19 protein-coding genes are annotated in these 15,195 nt (G+C 67.5%); 10 read left to right on the forward strand and 9 right to left on the reverse strand.

What is annotated here, in order from left to right; genetic code table 11:
• Positions 1 to 58 precede the first annotated feature (58 nt).
• Complete coding sequence (locus OHA10_RS21150) at positions 59 to 307, reverse strand: hypothetical protein (RefSeq protein ID WP_371400477.1); 249 nt, start codon at positions 305 to 307, stop codon at positions 59 to 61.
• A gap of 125 nt (positions 308 to 432) precedes the next feature.
• Between OHA10_RS21150 and OHA10_RS21155 the strand changes: the two genes are divergently transcribed.
• Positions 433 to 2,235 (forward strand): sigma-54-dependent Fis family transcriptional regulator, encoded by a 1,803-nt coding sequence (locus tag OHA10_RS21155; RefSeq protein WP_371400478.1) that lies wholly within the window; start codon positions 433 to 435, stop codon positions 2,233 to 2,235.
• Here the strand turns inward: OHA10_RS21155 and OHA10_RS21160 are convergent.
• Positions 2,232 to 2,696, reverse strand: coding sequence for a GNAT family N-acetyltransferase (locus OHA10_RS21160; RefSeq protein ID WP_371400479.1), 465 nt, complete (start codon positions 2,694 to 2,696; stop codon positions 2,232 to 2,234). The genes OHA10_RS21155 and OHA10_RS21160 overlap by 4 nt on opposite strands.
• Before the next feature lie 98 nt (positions 2,697 to 2,794).
• Positions 2,795 to 3,133: a hypothetical protein gene (locus OHA10_RS21165; protein WP_371400480.1), complete on the reverse strand. Its 339-nt coding sequence runs from the start codon at positions 3,131 to 3,133 to the stop codon at positions 2,795 to 2,797.
• 152 nt (positions 3,134 to 3,285) lie between these two features.
• Here OHA10_RS21165 and OHA10_RS21170 point away from each other — a divergent pair, with 152 nt between their 5' ends.
• A complete protein-coding gene (locus tag OHA10_RS21170) occupies positions 3,286 to 4,620 on the forward strand; it encodes an FAD-dependent oxidoreductase (protein ID WP_371400481.1) in 1,335 nt (444 codons plus the stop codon).
• Here OHA10_RS21170 and OHA10_RS21175 read toward each other — a convergent pair.
• Both OHA10_RS21175 and OHA10_RS21180 read right to left on the reverse strand, forming a co-directional pair.
• Positions 4,598 to 5,401, reverse strand: coding sequence for an ABC transporter substrate-binding protein (locus OHA10_RS21175; protein ID WP_371400482.1), 804 nt, complete (start codon positions 5,399 to 5,401; stop codon positions 4,598 to 4,600). The two genes, OHA10_RS21170 and OHA10_RS21175, sit on opposite strands and share 23 nt — an antisense overlap.
• Positions 5,402 to 5,448: 47 nt before the next feature.
• On the reverse strand, positions 5,449 to 5,616 hold the full coding sequence (locus OHA10_RS21180; RefSeq protein WP_371400483.1) for a hypothetical protein: 168 nt from the start codon (positions 5,614 to 5,616) through the stop codon (positions 5,449 to 5,451).
• A gap of 65 nt (positions 5,617 to 5,681) precedes the next feature.
• Between OHA10_RS21180 and OHA10_RS21185 the strand changes: the two genes are divergently transcribed.
• Positions 5,682 to 6,269, forward strand: coding sequence for a DUF2278 family protein (locus OHA10_RS21185; protein ID WP_371400484.1), 588 nt, complete (start codon positions 5,682 to 5,684; stop codon positions 6,267 to 6,269).
• Here OHA10_RS21185 and OHA10_RS21190 read toward each other — a convergent pair.
• Positions 6,258 to 7,004, reverse strand: coding sequence for an META domain-containing protein (locus tag OHA10_RS21190; protein WP_371400485.1), 747 nt, complete (start codon positions 7,002 to 7,004; stop codon positions 6,258 to 6,260). The two genes, OHA10_RS21185 and OHA10_RS21190, sit on opposite strands and share 12 nt — an antisense overlap.
• 361 nt (positions 7,005 to 7,365) lie before the next feature.
• On the opposite strand from OHA10_RS21190, the gene trxA reads away from it, so the two are divergent.
• From trxA to OHA10_RS21210, 4 genes are read left to right on the forward strand one after another with little or no spacing between them, the layout of a single operon-like run.
• Positions 7,366 to 7,791, forward strand: a complete 426-nt coding sequence (trxA, locus tag OHA10_RS21195) for a thioredoxin (protein WP_371400486.1) — start codon at positions 7,366 to 7,368, stop codon at positions 7,789 to 7,791.
• 14 nt (positions 7,792 to 7,805) lie between these two features.
• Positions 7,806 to 8,423 carry a DUF1345 domain-containing protein gene (locus tag OHA10_RS21200; protein ID WP_371400487.1) on the forward strand — a complete coding sequence of 206 codons (618 nt, stop codon included), beginning with the start codon at positions 7,806 to 7,808 and terminating at the stop codon, positions 8,421 to 8,423.
• Positions 8,424 to 8,449: 26 nt separating this feature from the next.
• Positions 8,450 to 9,532: an LLM class flavin-dependent oxidoreductase gene (locus OHA10_RS21205; protein WP_371407973.1), complete on the forward strand. Its 1,083-nt coding sequence runs from the start codon at positions 8,450 to 8,452 to the stop codon at positions 9,530 to 9,532.
• On the forward strand, positions 9,529 to 10,158 hold the full coding sequence (locus OHA10_RS21210; RefSeq protein WP_371400488.1) for a CE1759 family FMN reductase: 630 nt from the start codon (positions 9,529 to 9,531) through the stop codon (positions 10,156 to 10,158). The genes OHA10_RS21205 and OHA10_RS21210 overlap by 4 nt, the downstream gene beginning before the upstream one ends.
• Positions 10,159 to 10,358: 200 nt before the next feature.
• Here the strand turns inward: OHA10_RS21210 and OHA10_RS21215 are convergent, their stop codons facing one another.
• Positions 10,359 to 11,351 (reverse strand): NAD-dependent epimerase/dehydratase family protein, encoded by a 993-nt coding sequence (locus tag OHA10_RS21215; RefSeq protein WP_371400489.1) that lies wholly within the window; start codon positions 11,349 to 11,351, stop codon positions 10,359 to 10,361.
• A 53-nt stretch (positions 11,352 to 11,404) separates the two neighbouring features.
• Here OHA10_RS21215 and OHA10_RS21220 point away from each other — a divergent pair, with 53 nt between their 5' ends.
• Together OHA10_RS21220 and OHA10_RS21225 are read left to right on the forward strand one after the other, a co-directional pair.
• Positions 11,405 to 11,920 carry a hypothetical protein gene (locus tag OHA10_RS21220; RefSeq protein WP_371400490.1) on the forward strand — a complete coding sequence of 172 codons (516 nt, stop codon included), beginning with the start codon at positions 11,405 to 11,407 and terminating at the stop codon, positions 11,918 to 11,920.
• Positions 11,904 to 12,734 (forward strand): aldo/keto reductase, encoded by an 831-nt coding sequence (locus OHA10_RS21225; protein ID WP_371400491.1) that lies wholly within the window; start codon positions 11,904 to 11,906, stop codon positions 12,732 to 12,734. The genes OHA10_RS21220 and OHA10_RS21225 overlap by 17 nt, the downstream gene beginning before the upstream one ends.
• On the opposite strand, the gene OHA10_RS21230 is transcribed toward OHA10_RS21225, so the two are convergent.
• Complete coding sequence (locus tag OHA10_RS21230; RefSeq protein ID WP_371400492.1) at positions 12,731 to 12,883, reverse strand: hypothetical protein; 153 nt, start codon at positions 12,881 to 12,883, stop codon at positions 12,731 to 12,733. The two genes, OHA10_RS21225 and OHA10_RS21230, sit on opposite strands and share 4 nt — an antisense overlap.
• Positions 12,884 to 13,272: 389 nt before the next feature.
• Here OHA10_RS21230 and OHA10_RS21235 point away from each other — a divergent pair, with 389 nt between their 5' ends.
• A complete protein-coding gene (locus tag OHA10_RS21235) occupies positions 13,273 to 14,475 on the forward strand; it encodes an epoxide hydrolase family protein (RefSeq protein WP_371400493.1) in 1,203 nt (400 codons plus the stop codon).
• On the opposite strand, the gene OHA10_RS21240 is transcribed toward OHA10_RS21235, so the two are convergent.
• Positions 14,472 to 15,194, reverse strand: a complete 723-nt coding sequence (locus OHA10_RS21240) for a TetR/AcrR family transcriptional regulator (protein WP_371400494.1) — start codon at positions 15,192 to 15,194, stop codon at positions 14,472 to 14,474. The genes OHA10_RS21235 and OHA10_RS21240 overlap by 4 nt on opposite strands.
• Position 15,195 lies beyond the last annotated feature (1 nt).

Genomic DNA, 15,195 nt, shown 5'->3' on the forward strand with positions numbered 1-15,195 from the left:
GTGTGCTTGCAGTACATCGCCGCCCCGAGCGGGGTGAGGTCTCAAATTGAGAAGCGGGTCACGACTCGCCGAAGAAGGCCTCGCGGAGCTCCGCGAGCCGCTCCTGCTTCTGCTCCACGAGCCGGTGATCACCCTGCGGGTCGGGCTGGATACCCAGGCAGCGCAGCAGTTCCGCGGCCGGCTCGCCAGGGTGTCCGGTGGCGCCGAGGACCGGATGCAGCCCGGCGTCGGCGAGGTGTTCGAAGACGAGATGTACGACGGTCCACGGGTTGTAGGACTCCTGCTGGGGCGAGACATCGTTGTCCATGGAACCTCCAGTCGTTTGACCTCCATCGCATGCCCGTGAGGCCTCACCGGGTGTCTCATTCTGAGACGCCACTTGTGTCCGGCTGCACTACGCTCGAAGAGGACGCGACCCCGGTGGGAGGCCCCGTGGACGAAATCGCCCCCTCGATGGAGGACAACCGGCGCGCCGCCACGGCCCGGCTGAACTTCCTCACTCTCGATCCGGTCAAGACACAGGATGTCCGGCCGCCGATCCTTGCCTCCTGGGTACGGTCGCGGCGCTGGAACCTCCCGGCCGACCGGATCACGCTGCCGTACGTCGCCGACCCCGATCTCGACATCCCGTTGACCCGCAGCGCCGCGCCGGTCCTGCGGCAACTGCACCAGAACCTCGACGGCCAGCCGATCAGCGTGATCCTCACCGACCGGACCGGGATGGTGCTGGAGCGGCTGACCGCGGACACGAACCTGGCCCGGTACCTGGACAAGGTCTTCCTGGCGCCGGGGTTCAGCTACGCCGAGGAGTTCGCCGGCACGAACGGCATCGGGACCGCGCTGGAGGGCGGCGGGCCGATGCACGTGTTCGGTCACGAGCACTACGCCGAGGATCTCGAGGATCTCGCGTGTGCCGGCGTACCGATCAAGCATCCGGTGAACGGCAAGACGGTCGGTGCGATCGATCTGACCTGCTGGCGCAAGGACGCCGGGTCGCTGCTGATGGCGCTTGCCAAGACCACGGCGGAGAACATCCGGGCCGCGCTGCTCAAGGACAGCTCGGCACGGGAGCTCTCGCTGCTGCAGGCGTATCTGCAGAGTTCACGCCGGCTCGGTGACATGGTGATCGCGGTCGACGACGATCTGTTGCTGATGAACGCGAAGGCAGGTCAGTCGCTCGACGCGTCGGACCAGCGCGCCGTCCTCGGGTATGCCGCCGAGATGCTGGCGCGCGGGACGACCGAGGCGATCGTGGCCGAGCTGCCGACCGGTTCCTGGGTCCGGATCATGTGCCGCCCGGTCAGCTCCGGCGGCCGTGGCGGCGGCGGGATCATCCAGGTCAGCCCGCACTCGGCGGGTGTCGGCATTCGTACGCCGGCCACCGGGCATCGTCCGCCGCCGCGTCCTGTCCTTCCCGGGCTGGTCGGCCGGAGTGCGCCGTGGCTCGGCAGCAGTCGCGAGGTGGACAACGCGTGCCGGGCCGGCCAATGGGTCGTGCTGACCGGCGAGCGGGGGACCGGCAAGGTCACGCTCGCGCGGGCCGCACACCAGCAGAACAACCCGGCCGGTTTGTTCCACGTTGTCGACGTTGCGCGGGTGGGAGACGGTTTCACCGCCGAGCTCGAGTCCGAGCTGGCTGACGATTCGGTGCAGGCGTTGGTGATCCGGCACGTCGAGCGCCTGGACGCGAGCGGTGTCGACGCGACGCTCGCGGCGTTGTACGACGTACTCGAACGCCGCCCGGCCGATCCGCCGTGGATCGCGCTGACTCTCACCTCGGACGACTCGGATTCGCCTGATCTGGGCGAGCTGCTGTCGCTCTTCCCGCTGACCGTCGAGGTGCCGCCGCTGCGACATCACATCGAGGACGTCCGGGAACTCGTCCCGTACTTCCTCAACCAACTGAGCCACGGCGAGCTGACCTGCGGTCCCGATGCGATGCAGCAACTGATGCGCTCAGCCTGGCCCGGCAACACCGCGGAACTGTGCCAGATGCTCAAGCAGGTCGTCGTACGACGTCGTCGTACCGGTGTCATCACCCCTGCGGACCTCCCGGGGCGCGCGCAGGCGATCAGCCGCCGCAGCCTCAGCCAGTTGGAGGCCCTCGAACGCGACGCGATCATCCGCAGCCTGATCGCCAACGACGGCCACAAGGGCCACGCCGCGAAGTCCCTCGGAATGTCCCGAGCCACGATCTACCGCAAGATCCACGACTACGGAATCCAGCCGCCTTAAACCGTCCGGGTCACGACCCAGCGGTGCGGCGAGATAGGGCGGGTCCTGGTGAACCCGTGGTTCTCGAACGCCGACATCGGTCCGGTATGCAGGAACGAGCCCGACACCTTCCGGTCGTCGGTCTCTTCCGGGTAGCCCTCGACCACGCCCCCGCCGTACTGCGCGATCTGCGCCAACGCTCCACCGAGCGCAGCATCAGCAACCCCACGCCCACGCAGCCCCTTCCCCGTGAAGAAGCAGGTAATCCGCCAGTCAGGCAGCTGGGTAAGACCCTTCTCGTACAGCCGCCGACTCTTCACCTCAGGCAATTCCTCAGGCGACCCGAACTGACACCACCCGAGACAGTTGTCGCCGTCGAACACCAACGCCGCATGCGTGTCCCCACTCCGCACCCGAGCTTCCTTCTCCGCCCGATTCTGCTCCGGCGTCCGCCCCTTCCCGAGCTTCACATGAAACCCCACACACCAGCACCCACCCCACACCCCGTGATTAGCCTCAACCAACTCAGCAAACGCCGCCCAGGTATCCACATCCAACGGCCGCACCGAGAACCCCGCAGTCATACGCGGCGGGAGTGTTTTTTCGGGCGGTGGAGTTGCCAGGTGGGGAGGAGGAGTAGTTCGTCCTGGTTGGAGCGGTCGTCGGGGTTGCTGCGGAGGTAGCGGCTGATGCCGTCGGAGTTGACTCGGACACGGGGGCCGCGGGTGCCGTCGGAGCGGCGGACGAAGGCGCGGCCGGCGCCTCGGTCGAGCCACTGGACGAAGTCGGCGAGCGACGACTCCTCCGGGTCGAGGCTGCCGGGATCCCAGCGCACGGCAGCGATGTGCTTGAGGTCGGGGTCTCCGTTCAGTCCGACCGCGGTCACGTACAGGGTCGTGTAACTCGCCAAGCTGGCCATCGAACTGTTCCTTCGGCGTTCACGCGGAGAAGTCAGGGTTTCTCCACTCCGGAGGCTAGTCGTCGGCTCCGGCCTTGTGAAGTGAGTCTCAAAGGATGTCAAAGTCCGTCATCTTGGATAGGTTAGGCTTACCTAACCTATGGAGTGAAATCGTGACGGACCCTCGGGTCGCCGTGGTCGGTGCCGGCCCGGCTGGAATCTATGCCGCTGACATTCTCGCCCAGGAACATCCCCGGGTGCTGGTCGATCTCATCGAGCGGTTACCGGCGCCGTTCGGGCTGGTGCGGTACGGCGTGGCGCCGGACCATCCCCGGATCAAGGAGATCATCAAGGCGCTGCACCGGGTGGTGAACCGGGAGCGGATCAGGTTCGTCGGGAACGTTGCATACGGCACCGATCTGAAACTCGACGACCTGCGCAGGCACTACGACGCGGTCATCTTCGCGACCGGCGCGATGACGGATCGGTCCCTGGACATTCCGGGCATCGACCTGCCGGGCAGCTACGGCGCCGCGGACTTCGTCAGCTGGTACGCCGGGCATCCCGACGTACCGCGGGAGTGGCCGCTGGATGCTCGTGAGGTCGCGGTCGTCGGTGCGGGCAACGTCGCGCTCGACATCGCCCGGATGCTGGCCAAGCCGGCCGACGAGCAGTTGAGCACCGAGATCGCCGACAACGTGTACCGGGGTCTGAAGCTCAATCAGACGACCGACGTCCACGTCTTCGCGCGCCGCGGACCCGCGCAGATCAAATTCACGCCGATGGAATTGCGCGAGTTGTCGCACTCGCCGTCGGTCGACGTGATCGTGCACCCCGAGGGCTTCGAGATCGACGATGCGAGCCAGGCCGCGATCAGCTCGAGCAAGAGCACCCGGCTCGTCGTCGACACCTTGCTGAAGCACCTCGACGCCGAACCGACCGGCGCGCCGCACCGGATCCACATCCACCTGTGCCAGGCGCCGATCGAGGTCCTCGGCACGGACAGGGTCGAAGGGCTACGCACCGAACGCATGCAGCTACAGGGCGACGGCACGGTGAAGGGCACCGGCGAGTACGTCGACACTCCCGTGCAGGCTGTGTACCGCGCGGTCGGATACCTCTCGTCGCACCTGCCGGAGATCCCGTTCGATCACCACGCCGGCGTCATCGCGAACGACCGCGGCCGGATCCTCGATCTGGACGGAGTACCGGTGCCGGGGCTGTACGTGACCGGCTGGATCAAGCGCGGCCCGGTCGGACTCATCGGCCACACGAAGTCGGATGCCGCGGAGACGATCGCGAGTCTGCTCCAAGACCTGGATCAGCTGCCGGCGCCCGAGATCAGCGACCCCGCTGCGATCCTGGAGCATCTCCCCGGGCCGATCGTCGACGCCGACGGCTGGTCCCGGCTCGATGCTCACGAGATCGCGTTGGGTCGGGCCCAGGGGCGTGAACGGGTGAAGGTCGTGCCGCGCGACGAGATGCTCAACGCCGCGCGAGGTCGCTGACGAAGGACTCGGCCGCCGCGTAGGTCAGCGGCGGCTCCGGGTTCCAGGCTCGTACATTGGCTGCGCGTACGGCGGGGACCTCGGACCATCCCGGGATCGTCGCCAGCCGGTCGGCGCCGAGCGAGTTGGGGCGCTGGTCGTACAGCACGAGGTCGGCGGGGTGCTTGGTGGCGAGGGCGTCCCACTTGACGACCTCCCAGCCGCCCGCGGTGCTGGTCGGGGTGAACTGCACGCCGGCGTCGGCGAGCATGCGAAGGCTCGGCCAGTACGCCGGATTCGCCACGTACGCATCCGTGTCGGTGCCGCCGGAAAGCGCGACCACCCGCACCGACGGATCCGTGGGTGCTGCAGTCAGGTCCGTCGCAGGGTCCTGTACGTCGGCTCCGAGGGCCGCCGCCAATTCGTGGAACCGCTCGATGACCGATGCGAGGGTCCGGTCCCCGGCGATGCCTATCGCGAGGATCGGGGCGGCCTCGGCAATCCTGGCGGCAACGGCTTCGGAGAGGCCGTACACCTCACCGCCGTACGTCACGCTCACCACGAGATCGGGTGTGAGGGATTTGACCAGGTCCTCGTCGACGCTGTCACCGGAACCGACGAACGGCAGATCGAGCCCGACCGAGGCGCCGCTGTCGGCGTGATGCTGGGAGCCGAAGTAGCCCACGACCGGTACGCCGAGACTCGCCAGCGTCTGCGCCGCCTGCGCGTACGCCAGCACCCGGATGGGCCGACTCGCCGTCACGATGTGCTGTCCACGATCGTCGTCGAACGACCAAGTCATCCGGGCACCATCCCTCTCACCGAGCCGTACCGAGTTGTCAGGCCAGCCTAATCTCGTGACCGTCGACACGCATCGCCGAGCGCGTCCGGCAGCCCGGACCGAGTCAGGACGAACTGGCTTTCGGCAGTGCCGCGCGGTGACGTCTGCAGTGCGGCGTTGGCGCCGCCTTCGAGCAGCGGTGATTCGGTGCCGACGGCAACGAACACGACGCGCACCAGTCGCGATCCAACCGCGCCCGGGGGCCAGGAGATCGGCGTACGATCCGATCAAGGGGGGAACGATGCCACTCACAAGCTACGGGGTTCTGGCCGGCCGGTTGGTGCGGTTCGCACGGGAGGATCCGAACGACTTCGGATCCTGGTACCACGGGAAGATGTACGTCGCCGCACCTGCGGGCGAGTACGAGGGTGCAGTGGACGTGTCGACGCCCAGCGGCGTACCGGTCGAGTATCGCGAGGTGCGCTACCTCGACGTGGACCTGTTCGCCGCCACGGCCGCCTTGCCCGACGGCTGGCACCTGCTGGACAGCACGCCGTACTCGGGTGCGTTGGACTACATCCGCTCACCGCTCCTGAGCTCGCGCTCCGGCTGGGTGGAGAGCACGGCCGACAACGCCCTGGACCTCCTCGAACAACTACTGACCAGGTCCCTCCGCGTCTACGTCTACGGCGCCCCGTACGACGAAGGCCTCGGCGTACACGACATCCACTACAACCAAGGCGACCCGCCCGGCGAATTCCAGCACCTGGACGCCATCTGGCAAGACGGCGGCACCATCATCGAACAACCCACCGGCGAACTGATCGCCTTCCTGACCAAGTTCAAACCCCAGACCCTGACAACCGACGACAACGGCCTACCCGTCTGATTTCAAATCAAGCCCGACTCCAGCCGGGTTGATGAGGATCAGCCGGTTGTAGTCGATGGTGTACGACGCCGTCGTCCCGAGGGTCGCGAGAATCGCCGCCTCAACCTCAGCTGTCTCACCTGTGCAGACGTGCTCGGTGACGGAGACCCCGCTGAAGATGAGCTCTGTGTTGGTGCGCGTGACAGTGCCGGAGAGCTCGTTGCAACCTGTCCAGCCGGTCAGGTGGTCGGTGTTGAAGGTGAGCCAAGCCTCGGCGGCCCGGTGCCGGTGATGGAAGAGGTCGCCGTTGGTGATGGTGGTGGCCAGCTTCCAGCGGACGCCGTCGAGTGGGAGGTCGGGTTCGGCGATCTTTCGGTCCAGGAGGGTGATTGTTGTACCGGCCGAGGTGAGGGTGAGTTCGTCGCCGTCCAGCTGCCACGTGGGGTTGCTTGTCAGGAACAGCTGCAGCCATTCGTCCTGGGCGCGGCGGGCCGGCTCGCAACCCTTCGCGGTGCTGCCGAATCCTGCGACGAACAGTCTGCCGTCGGCGAGCAGCGTGCCGGCCGCGCTGTGCGCGCCGAGTCTGTTGCAGCCTGCGTGCACCCGGAGGACGTCGTACACCTCCGGGCCTTCCGCGTTCTGGTTCGGGACGCGGGCGAACTCCAGCCGGATGCGCGTGCCCGGTACCAGCTGTTTGGGTACGCCGTTATCAGTCACGGCGGTGGACAGATATGTCTTGCCGATCGGTGCGGCCATCGGTCCAAGTGTAGTTGTCGACCGTTGTAGATGCGGGCGCTCTTGGTGGTTAGGCGGAGGAGGGTGCGGCTGGGGCGCGCGGGGAGGGTGGAGATGAGGCGGGGGCCGTGGGCCAGGGCGGCCATGCCCAGGCGGGATTTGGGGATGAGGGTGTTGGCGGCGCTGAGTGCGACGGCGCGGCTGCCGTGGATGTGGGTGGCCATGGCTTGTTCGTACGCCGGGTAGGCGCGCTCGTGGTCGCCGTCGGTCCGATCTCGACGTCGCAGCCGCAGCGAATGCGAGCGGTCGCTGCACGGGACACCTCGGTCACGACACGTGTTTGTCGTTGCCTGTGCCCGAGCGTCGAGGTGGAGAATGTGGCATGAGTGAAATCGTCTCGTGCCCGCACTGCGGGCAGAAGAACCGCGTGCAGGCGGTGGCTGACGGCAAGCCGGTCTGTGGCAACTGTGGCAAGCCGCTGCCGTGGATGGTCCACGCCGGCGACAAGGACTTCGCCGAGGTCGTCGAGATGTCCACCATCCCGGTGCTGGTCGACGTGTGGGCGCCGTGGTGCGGACCCTGCCGGATGGTCAGCCCGGTCCTCGAACAGCTCGCCACCGAGAAGGCCGGCCAGCTCAAGCTGGTGAAGATCAACGCCGACGAGGCGCCCGACGTGTCCCGGCACTTCGACATCCGGTCGATCCCGACCCTGATGGTGTTCCGCGGGGGCAAACCGACGGCGACCCATATCGGCGCCGCCCCGGCCGCCGTACTGCGTCCCTGGCTGGAAGATGCTCTGAGCAACTGATCACGGGGGCTTGGATGACCGCGAATGCCCGGCAGTTCCTGTCCGTCCTGATCGGTTGCGTCGTCGGAGCGATCGTTGCACTGATCTGGAGTGTGCCGCTCGGCGTCCTCGCCGCGATCGTGGTGATCGGCGCGGCGTTCGTCGTCAGCGCGGTCATCGTGTTGTGGCCGATGGACGCCGACGCCACCCGTCGGCACGTCGTCCGCGAGGACTTCCGCCCGGCCGTCGACGAGCTGTTCGTGGTGGCGCTGGCGGTCGGCGCGGTCATCGTCATCGCGCTGATCCTGATCCTCGGCCGGTCGGAGGGCCAGAACGTCGCCGCCGCGATCGGTCTGGCCGGTGTGTTCATGAACTGGGCCGTCCTGCACATGATGTACGCCGCCCGGTACGCGCACCTGTTCTACCTCGCGCCCGCCGGCGGGATCGACTTCAACAGCGACGAGCGCCCGGCGTACCGCGACTTCTTCTACTTCAGCTACAACCTCGGCATGACCTACCAGGTCTCGGACACGAGCGTGTCCAGCTCCGCCATCCGTTCCGTCGTACTGCGTCACTGTCTGCTCTCGTACATCTTCGGAACGGTGATTCTGGCTGCGACCATCAACCTTGTCGCCGGCATCGTGACAAGCTGAATCCTTGGGAGGCCGACATGTCGAGCATGCAGTTCGGGATCTTCACCGTCGGAGACGTGACCACGGATCCGACCACCGGCCGGGCGCCGACCGAGGCCGAGCGGATCAAGGCAACCGTGGCGATCGCGAAGAAGGCCGAGGAAGTGGGCCTGGACGTGTTCGCGACCGGTGAGCACCACAACCCGCCGTTCGTGCCGTCGTCGCCGACCACGCTGCTCGGCTACCTCGCGGCGCAGACCGAGCGACTGATCCTTTCGACGTCGACCACGCTGATCACGACCAACGACCCGGTGAAGATCGCCGAGGACTTCGCCGTACTGCAGCATCTGTCGGACGGGCGCGTGGACCTGATGCTCGGCCGCGGCAACACCGGACCGGTCTACCCGTGGTTCGGGCAGGACATCCGCGAGGCGGTTCCGCTGACCGTGGAGCACTACGACCTGTTGCGTCGGCTGTGGCGTGAACCGGTGGTCGATTGGGAAGGCCAGTTCCGTACGCCGTTGCAGGGCTTCACGCTCGCGCCCCGCCCGCTCGACGACGTACCTCCGTTCGTCTGGCACGCATCGATCCGTACGCCGGAGATCGCCGAGCTGGCGGCGTACTACGGCGACGGGTTCTTCGCGAACCACATCTTCTGGCCGGCGTCGCACACCGAGCGGATGGTCGCGACGTACCGGAGCCGGTTCGAGCACTACGGCCACGGCACCGCGGCGCAGGCGATCGTCGGACTCGGCGGGCAGGTCTTCATGCGCCGTCGCAGTCAGGACGCGGTCGCGGAGTTCCGGCCGTACTTCGACAACGCGCCGGTGTACGGGCATGGGCCGTCGCTCGAGGAGTTCACGGCGCAGACCCCGTTGACCGTCGGCTCGCCGGAGGAGGTGATCGACCGGACCCTGCACTTCCGCGACTACGTCGGCGACTATCAGCGGCAGCTGTTCCTCGTCGACCACGCCGGCCTGCCGCTTCAGACCGTGCTCGAGCAACTCGATCTGCTCGGCGAGGAGGTAGTGCCTGTGTTGCGCAAGGAGTTCCAGTCCGGCCGTCCGGACGATGTACCCGATGCACCGACGCACGCAGCTCTGGTGGCGGCCGCGGGGCGTGAGTCATGACGGCGCTCGCGGTCGTGTCCGGTGGGCTGCGCCAGCCGTCGTCGACCCGGTTGCTCGCCGACCGGATCGATTCCGCCGTACGCAAGGAGTTCGCCGACTCGGGCGTGATGGCGACGTCGACGTTCGTCGAGCTCCGCCCGTTGGGACGGGCGATCATGGACGCGATGCTGGCCGGGTTCGCGGCGCCGGAGTTGGAGGCCGCGTTCGAGACCATCGCGTCCGCGGACGGGGTCATCGTTGTCACGCCGGCGTTCAACGCGTCGTTCAGCGGCCTGTTCAAGTCGTTCTTCGACGTACTGCCCGAGGACACGCTGTCCGATATGCCGATCCTGATCGCTGCGACCGGCGGGACCGAGCGGCATTCACTGGTGCTCGAACACGCGTTGCGGCCGATGTTCTCCTACCTGCACGCGATCGTGTCGCCGACCGGCGTGTACGCCGCCACCGACGACTTCGGCGCCGCGTCCGGGCTGGCCGAGCGGATCCAGCGATCCGCCGCCGACTTCGTCCGGTTGATGACCTCGTGCGGGACGCGGACCCGGCGGGACACGTTCAACGAGGAACTGACCCAGATGACCCGGCTGCTGACCGGCGTCCATCCCGCCGACGGGCAGGTCGAGGACTGACAGTAACGCTGCGTCGTACGGCGCGATGTAACGACTGCCGTCCCGGGGGAACCGGCTCGAGACAGGTTCGGGCCGGAGGGGGATCGATGACGGTCGACACGTACTGGAACCCGGCGGCGCGGTCTACGAGTTGCGCCTGATGGCGCAGGGCATGCCGCCTGCCGAGCGGATCGGCATCCCGCTCGCCGCCGCCCGGCTCGTCAGCGATCGAGTCTGTACTGCGCGATGAGGGTGGTCATCGCCTCGTCGATGGCCGGGTCGACGCGCTGACGCGTCCGGTCCTCGTCGTACCAGGCGATGATCTCGCGGGCGCCGACCTCGAACGGGATCGTGGCGACATAGTCCGGGACGACCTGGCGGAGCTTGGCGTTGTCGAAGACAGCCGAATGGGTCTTGTCGCCGAGGAGCGCGTCGCCCCACCCGGGATGTACGGCGGCGATCGCGTCGGACGGGACGTGGACGATCTGTGCCGTCGTCCCGGCCGCGGCGGCGAGCGTGTGCGCGATCTGGTCCCAGGTCAGGACGTCGTCGGAGGTGATCTGGAAGGTGTCGCCGAGGGTGCGCGGGTGGCCGAGCAGCGGGACCAGTCCGCGGGCGAAGTCGCGGTGGTGGGTCAGGGTCCACAGGGAGGTCCCGTCACCGTGTACGACGACGGGCTCGCCGCGGCGCATCCGGTCGACGATGGTCCAGCCGCCGTCGAACGGGACGAGGGTGCGGTCGTACGTGTGCGAGGGCCGCACGGTCGTGACCGGGAAGTTCTCGTCGCGGTAGAGGGTGGTCAGCAGGTCCTCGCAGGCGATCTTGTTCCGCGAGTACTGCCAGTGCGGGTTCCGCAACGGCGTCGACTCGGTGATCGGCAGTCGAGCCGGCGGCGTCTGGTACGCCGATGCGGAGCTGATGAACACGTACTGCCCGACGTGTCCGCGCAGTGCGTCGGTCCGGGCCCGCACCTGCTCGGGCGTGAACGCGAGCCAGTCGACCACCACGTCGAAGTCCTGCCCGGCGATCTCGGCGAACGCGGTCGCGTCCTCGATGTCGGCGGTGATCTGCCGCACCTCGGGAGGCAGCGGCCGGGTCGAGGTCTTGCCCCGATTCACGACGGTCAGGTCGAGCCCGACCTCGACGGCGCGCGCGGAGCACGCCGAGCTGATGATCCCGGTCCCACCCAGAAACAGAACGCGCAAGGAAGTCACCCGCCCAAGTCTCCCAGACGAGCCCGACCGTCGCACCCCTAGACTGATGTCCGATGAACGAAGAATCGGATGTTGACGACGCCGATATCATCTGGATCGGCGGCCCGGCAGCCGCCGGAAAGACAACGGTGAGCCGTTTGCTGGCTGCAAAGTATGGATTTCATTGCTACAGCGTTGACGCCCACGCATTCGATCACGAAAAGCGCGCAGCCGCCGCAGGCCTCCACACCTTGGGCACCGGTCCGGGCGATTTCGACCGCCGCCCGATGATCATCGAAGATATCCAGGCGCTGCCTGTGCGTACGACGGTTGTCGAAGGCGCGTTCGTTACGCCGGCGATGGCCGGTGTCGGGCGGAATTCGGTCTGGTTGATGCCTTCCGAGGAAGAGCAGGTCGCGCGGCTGGAGCGCCGGAATCCCGGTGGTGACCACGAGGGTTGTGTTTGGGGTTGGGGGTTGGTGCGTGGTCAGCTCGAGGGAACCGGTGCCTGTGTGATTGTGGTCGACGGGCAGACGGTTGAGGAAACTCTGATGGCTGTCGAGGAGCGATTCTGTGCAATTCTCGGATGAAATGATGCAGGAGTTCTCGGGTCGGGTTGTGCTCGGGCTTGCTGGGTTCTCGATGACGCCGCGGGATCGAGCTGCCGACCTCGCGACGATTCGGGCCGGTATTGATGCCGGTGCGACGATTCTCGACACCGCCCGGGCGTACGCCCAGGTGGACAATCCGCTGTACGGCGAAGAGCTGGCCGCCGAGGCCGCGGAGGGTACGGGCGTGATCGTCGGCACCAAGGGCGGGCACTCCCGGATCAGCGCGGACACCTGGGACGCCGACATCAGCGCGGCCCGGATCCGGTCCGACGTCGAGTCGAGCCTGAAGGTCTTCGGGCGCGAGCAACTCGACCTCTACTACCTCCACCGAGTCGACCTCGCCGACCAGCCGGTCGAGGAGGGCGTCACCGCGCTCGCAACCCTGCGCGACGAGGGGAAGCTGGCGCGGATCGGTCTGTCCAACGTCACGGCCGCCGAGCTCGAACGCGCAACAGCGATCACGCACCTCGACGCCGTACAGAATCGCCACACCGCGATGGGCCGCGAGGCGGACGACGTCGTCGCCTGGTGCGAAGCCAACCAGGTCTCGTTCTTCGCGTACTCACCACTGCGCTCGTCGATCCCAGCCCCACGCCTGACAGCCATCGCCGACCAGCGCGGAGTGTCGGTCCAACGCCTGCAACTCAGCGCTCTGCTGCACTCGTCGCCGGTCGTGTCCGTGATCTCCGGCGCCACCCGCCCGCAGACCGCGCTGGACTCGATCGCCGCCGAGCGCGAACCGTGGAGCGACGAGCTCCAAGCGGCGTACGAAGCAGACGTCAGACCCGTCTAGAGGCGGTCCAGGAGTTCGTCGTCGGCCTTCACCGCATCCGGGCCGCGAGGTGCCGGCCTGCGGACGAGGGCCAGGAGCGCGCGCAGGCGTCGGACCAGATCCGCGTCGTACGGATCTGGTCCGGTCTGCCGGTACCTGCAGCGTCGCATCGTCAACCCAACTCCTCCCAAGGGGATATCGAGCCGGGCGAAGCGGTTGTTACACCAGAGGCCTCAGAAAACTGGTTCTTCGCGGCTGCGGTACTTCAGGAGCCCGTCGATCCCGCGCAGGAAGGTCTCGCAGATCGGGTAGACCGATCGTTCTATCTACGGAGTCCCTCAATGATCAAGACGCTGCGAACGCTGTACTTCGCCCGCTTCGGCTTCGCCGTAGCCTGGGCGACCTGACGATCGCGATCGCGATCGCGATCGCGATCGCCAAGACCCTCATCTCCGCGATCCGCCTGCGCCAACTCGCACCCAGGTCGGTCCCTTCCGCCTTCTCCGGCTGAAGCGGATGATCGACACGTCAGGGGAGGCGATCCGGGAGGGGCACGATCATGAGCGACACCACGAGTTCGGGTACGGCGGTGCGTCCGTTCCGGGTCGACGTACCTCAGGCCGAGCTCGACGAACTGTTCCGGCGGCTCGAGGCGACCCGCTGGCCGACCAAGGAACTCGTCGCGGATCGGTCGCAGGGTGTGCAGTTGGCGGCGTTGCAGGAGCTGGCCCGGTACTGGTCGAACGAGTACGACTGGCGCAAGTGTGAGGCCCGGCTGAACGAGCTTCCGCAGTACAAGACCGAGATCGACGGGCTGGACATCCACTTCATCCACGTGAAGTCGGCGCACGAGAACGCGCTGCCGCTGGTCATGACTCACGGCTGGCCGGGCTCGATCATCGAGCTGCTAGAGACGGTCGGCCCGCTCACCGACCCGACCGCGCACGGCGGAAGCGCCGAGGACGCGTTCCATCTCGTGCTGCCGTCCATCCCCGGCTACGGCTTCTCCGACGAGCCGACCGAGCTCGGCTGGGGCCCGATCCGCATCGGCCGGGCCTGGGACGAGCTGATGCACCGCCTCGGCTACACCCGGTACGTCGCGCAGGGTGGTGACGTCGGCTCCCAGGTCACCGACGCGATGGGCCGCCTCGGCCTCGACGGGCTGATCGGCATCCACACCAACCTGCTCACGCCTGCGCTCGGCGACGCCGAGGCCCTGAGCGAGACGCCGCCCACCAAGGAAGAGCAGACCGCACTGGACCAGCTCGCGACGTTCCACGAATCCGGCACCGGTTACTTCGTGGAGCAGGCGACCCGCCCGCAGACGATCGGCTACGCCGCCTTGGATTCCCCGATCGCCCTGGCCGCGTGGATGATCGACCACGACACGGACAGCTACCTGAAGATCGCACGGGCCTTCGTCGACGGTGAGCCCTCGGGCAACCTGACCAAGGAACACCTCGTCGACAACATCACCCTCTACTGGCTGACCGGCACCGGCGCCTCCGCGGCCCGCTCCTACTGGGAGGAGACCCAGGAGAACGCCCGTGCCGTCGGCCGGCCGCCGACGTCGGTCCCGATCCCGGTCGGCTTCACCACGTTCCCCGGCGAGATCTGGCAGACCCCGCGCAGCTGGGTCGAGAAGGCCTACCCCAACGTCGTCTACTTCAACGAGGTAACCAAAGGCGGCCACTTCGCCGCCTGGGAGGAACCCGACCTCTTCTCCGCCGAGATCCGAGCCACCTTCCGTTCCTTGCGCTAGGCATGCTCCTCCTCGATTCGGTCGAGGAGGTAGGAGAGGCCGGCCTCGAAGTTGTCGGGTTGGGTGGCGAAGCCGTGGCGGAGGAGTGGGGCGAGGTGGGGGTAGTCGCCGCTGTCGGCGCGTTCGGTCAGGTAGTTGTCGACGGTTGAGGTCCACTCGTCGGCGGCGGCCGGGTCCGTCGGGACGGCTCGCCGCTGGGCGGAGACGCGGGTGACGTAGCCGACCGTGTGGTCGTTGACCGCTGTCACGATGCTCCATGCTGTTTCCGCGGAGACGGCCAGCGGTGCCACGGCGCGCATCCACTCGTCGAGGACTCTGAGCGTGTTCGGTCCGAGCTGCATGCGGTCGACCAGGAGCTCGATCGTCCACGGGTGCGCCAGCCCTTGGTCGCGGGTACGTCGGGCGATGGCCTCGAGTGCTTCCCGCCAGTGCTCCGGGAGTTCGTCGCCGAGCACGTTCTCACCGGCGAGTTGATCGAACATCAGGTCGAGCAGGTCGTCCTTGCTCGACACGTGCCCGTACAGACTCATCGGCCGTACGTCGAGGTACGCCGCGACGCTCCGGATCGAAACGGCGTCGAGCCCGTCGCGGTCGGCGATGGCGACCGCGGCGCTCACGATCGATTCACGGGTGAGCGTCCTGCGCCGGGGCCGGCGGTCGTTGCGGGCCCAGACCGGGGCTGCATCCCGCTGAGCGTCCTCGTCGGCCGACCGCGTCATG

This window comes from Kribbella sp. NBC_00662, from assembly GCF_041430295.1.
GTDB lineage: Bacteria > Actinomycetota > Actinomycetes > Propionibacteriales > Kribbellaceae > Kribbella.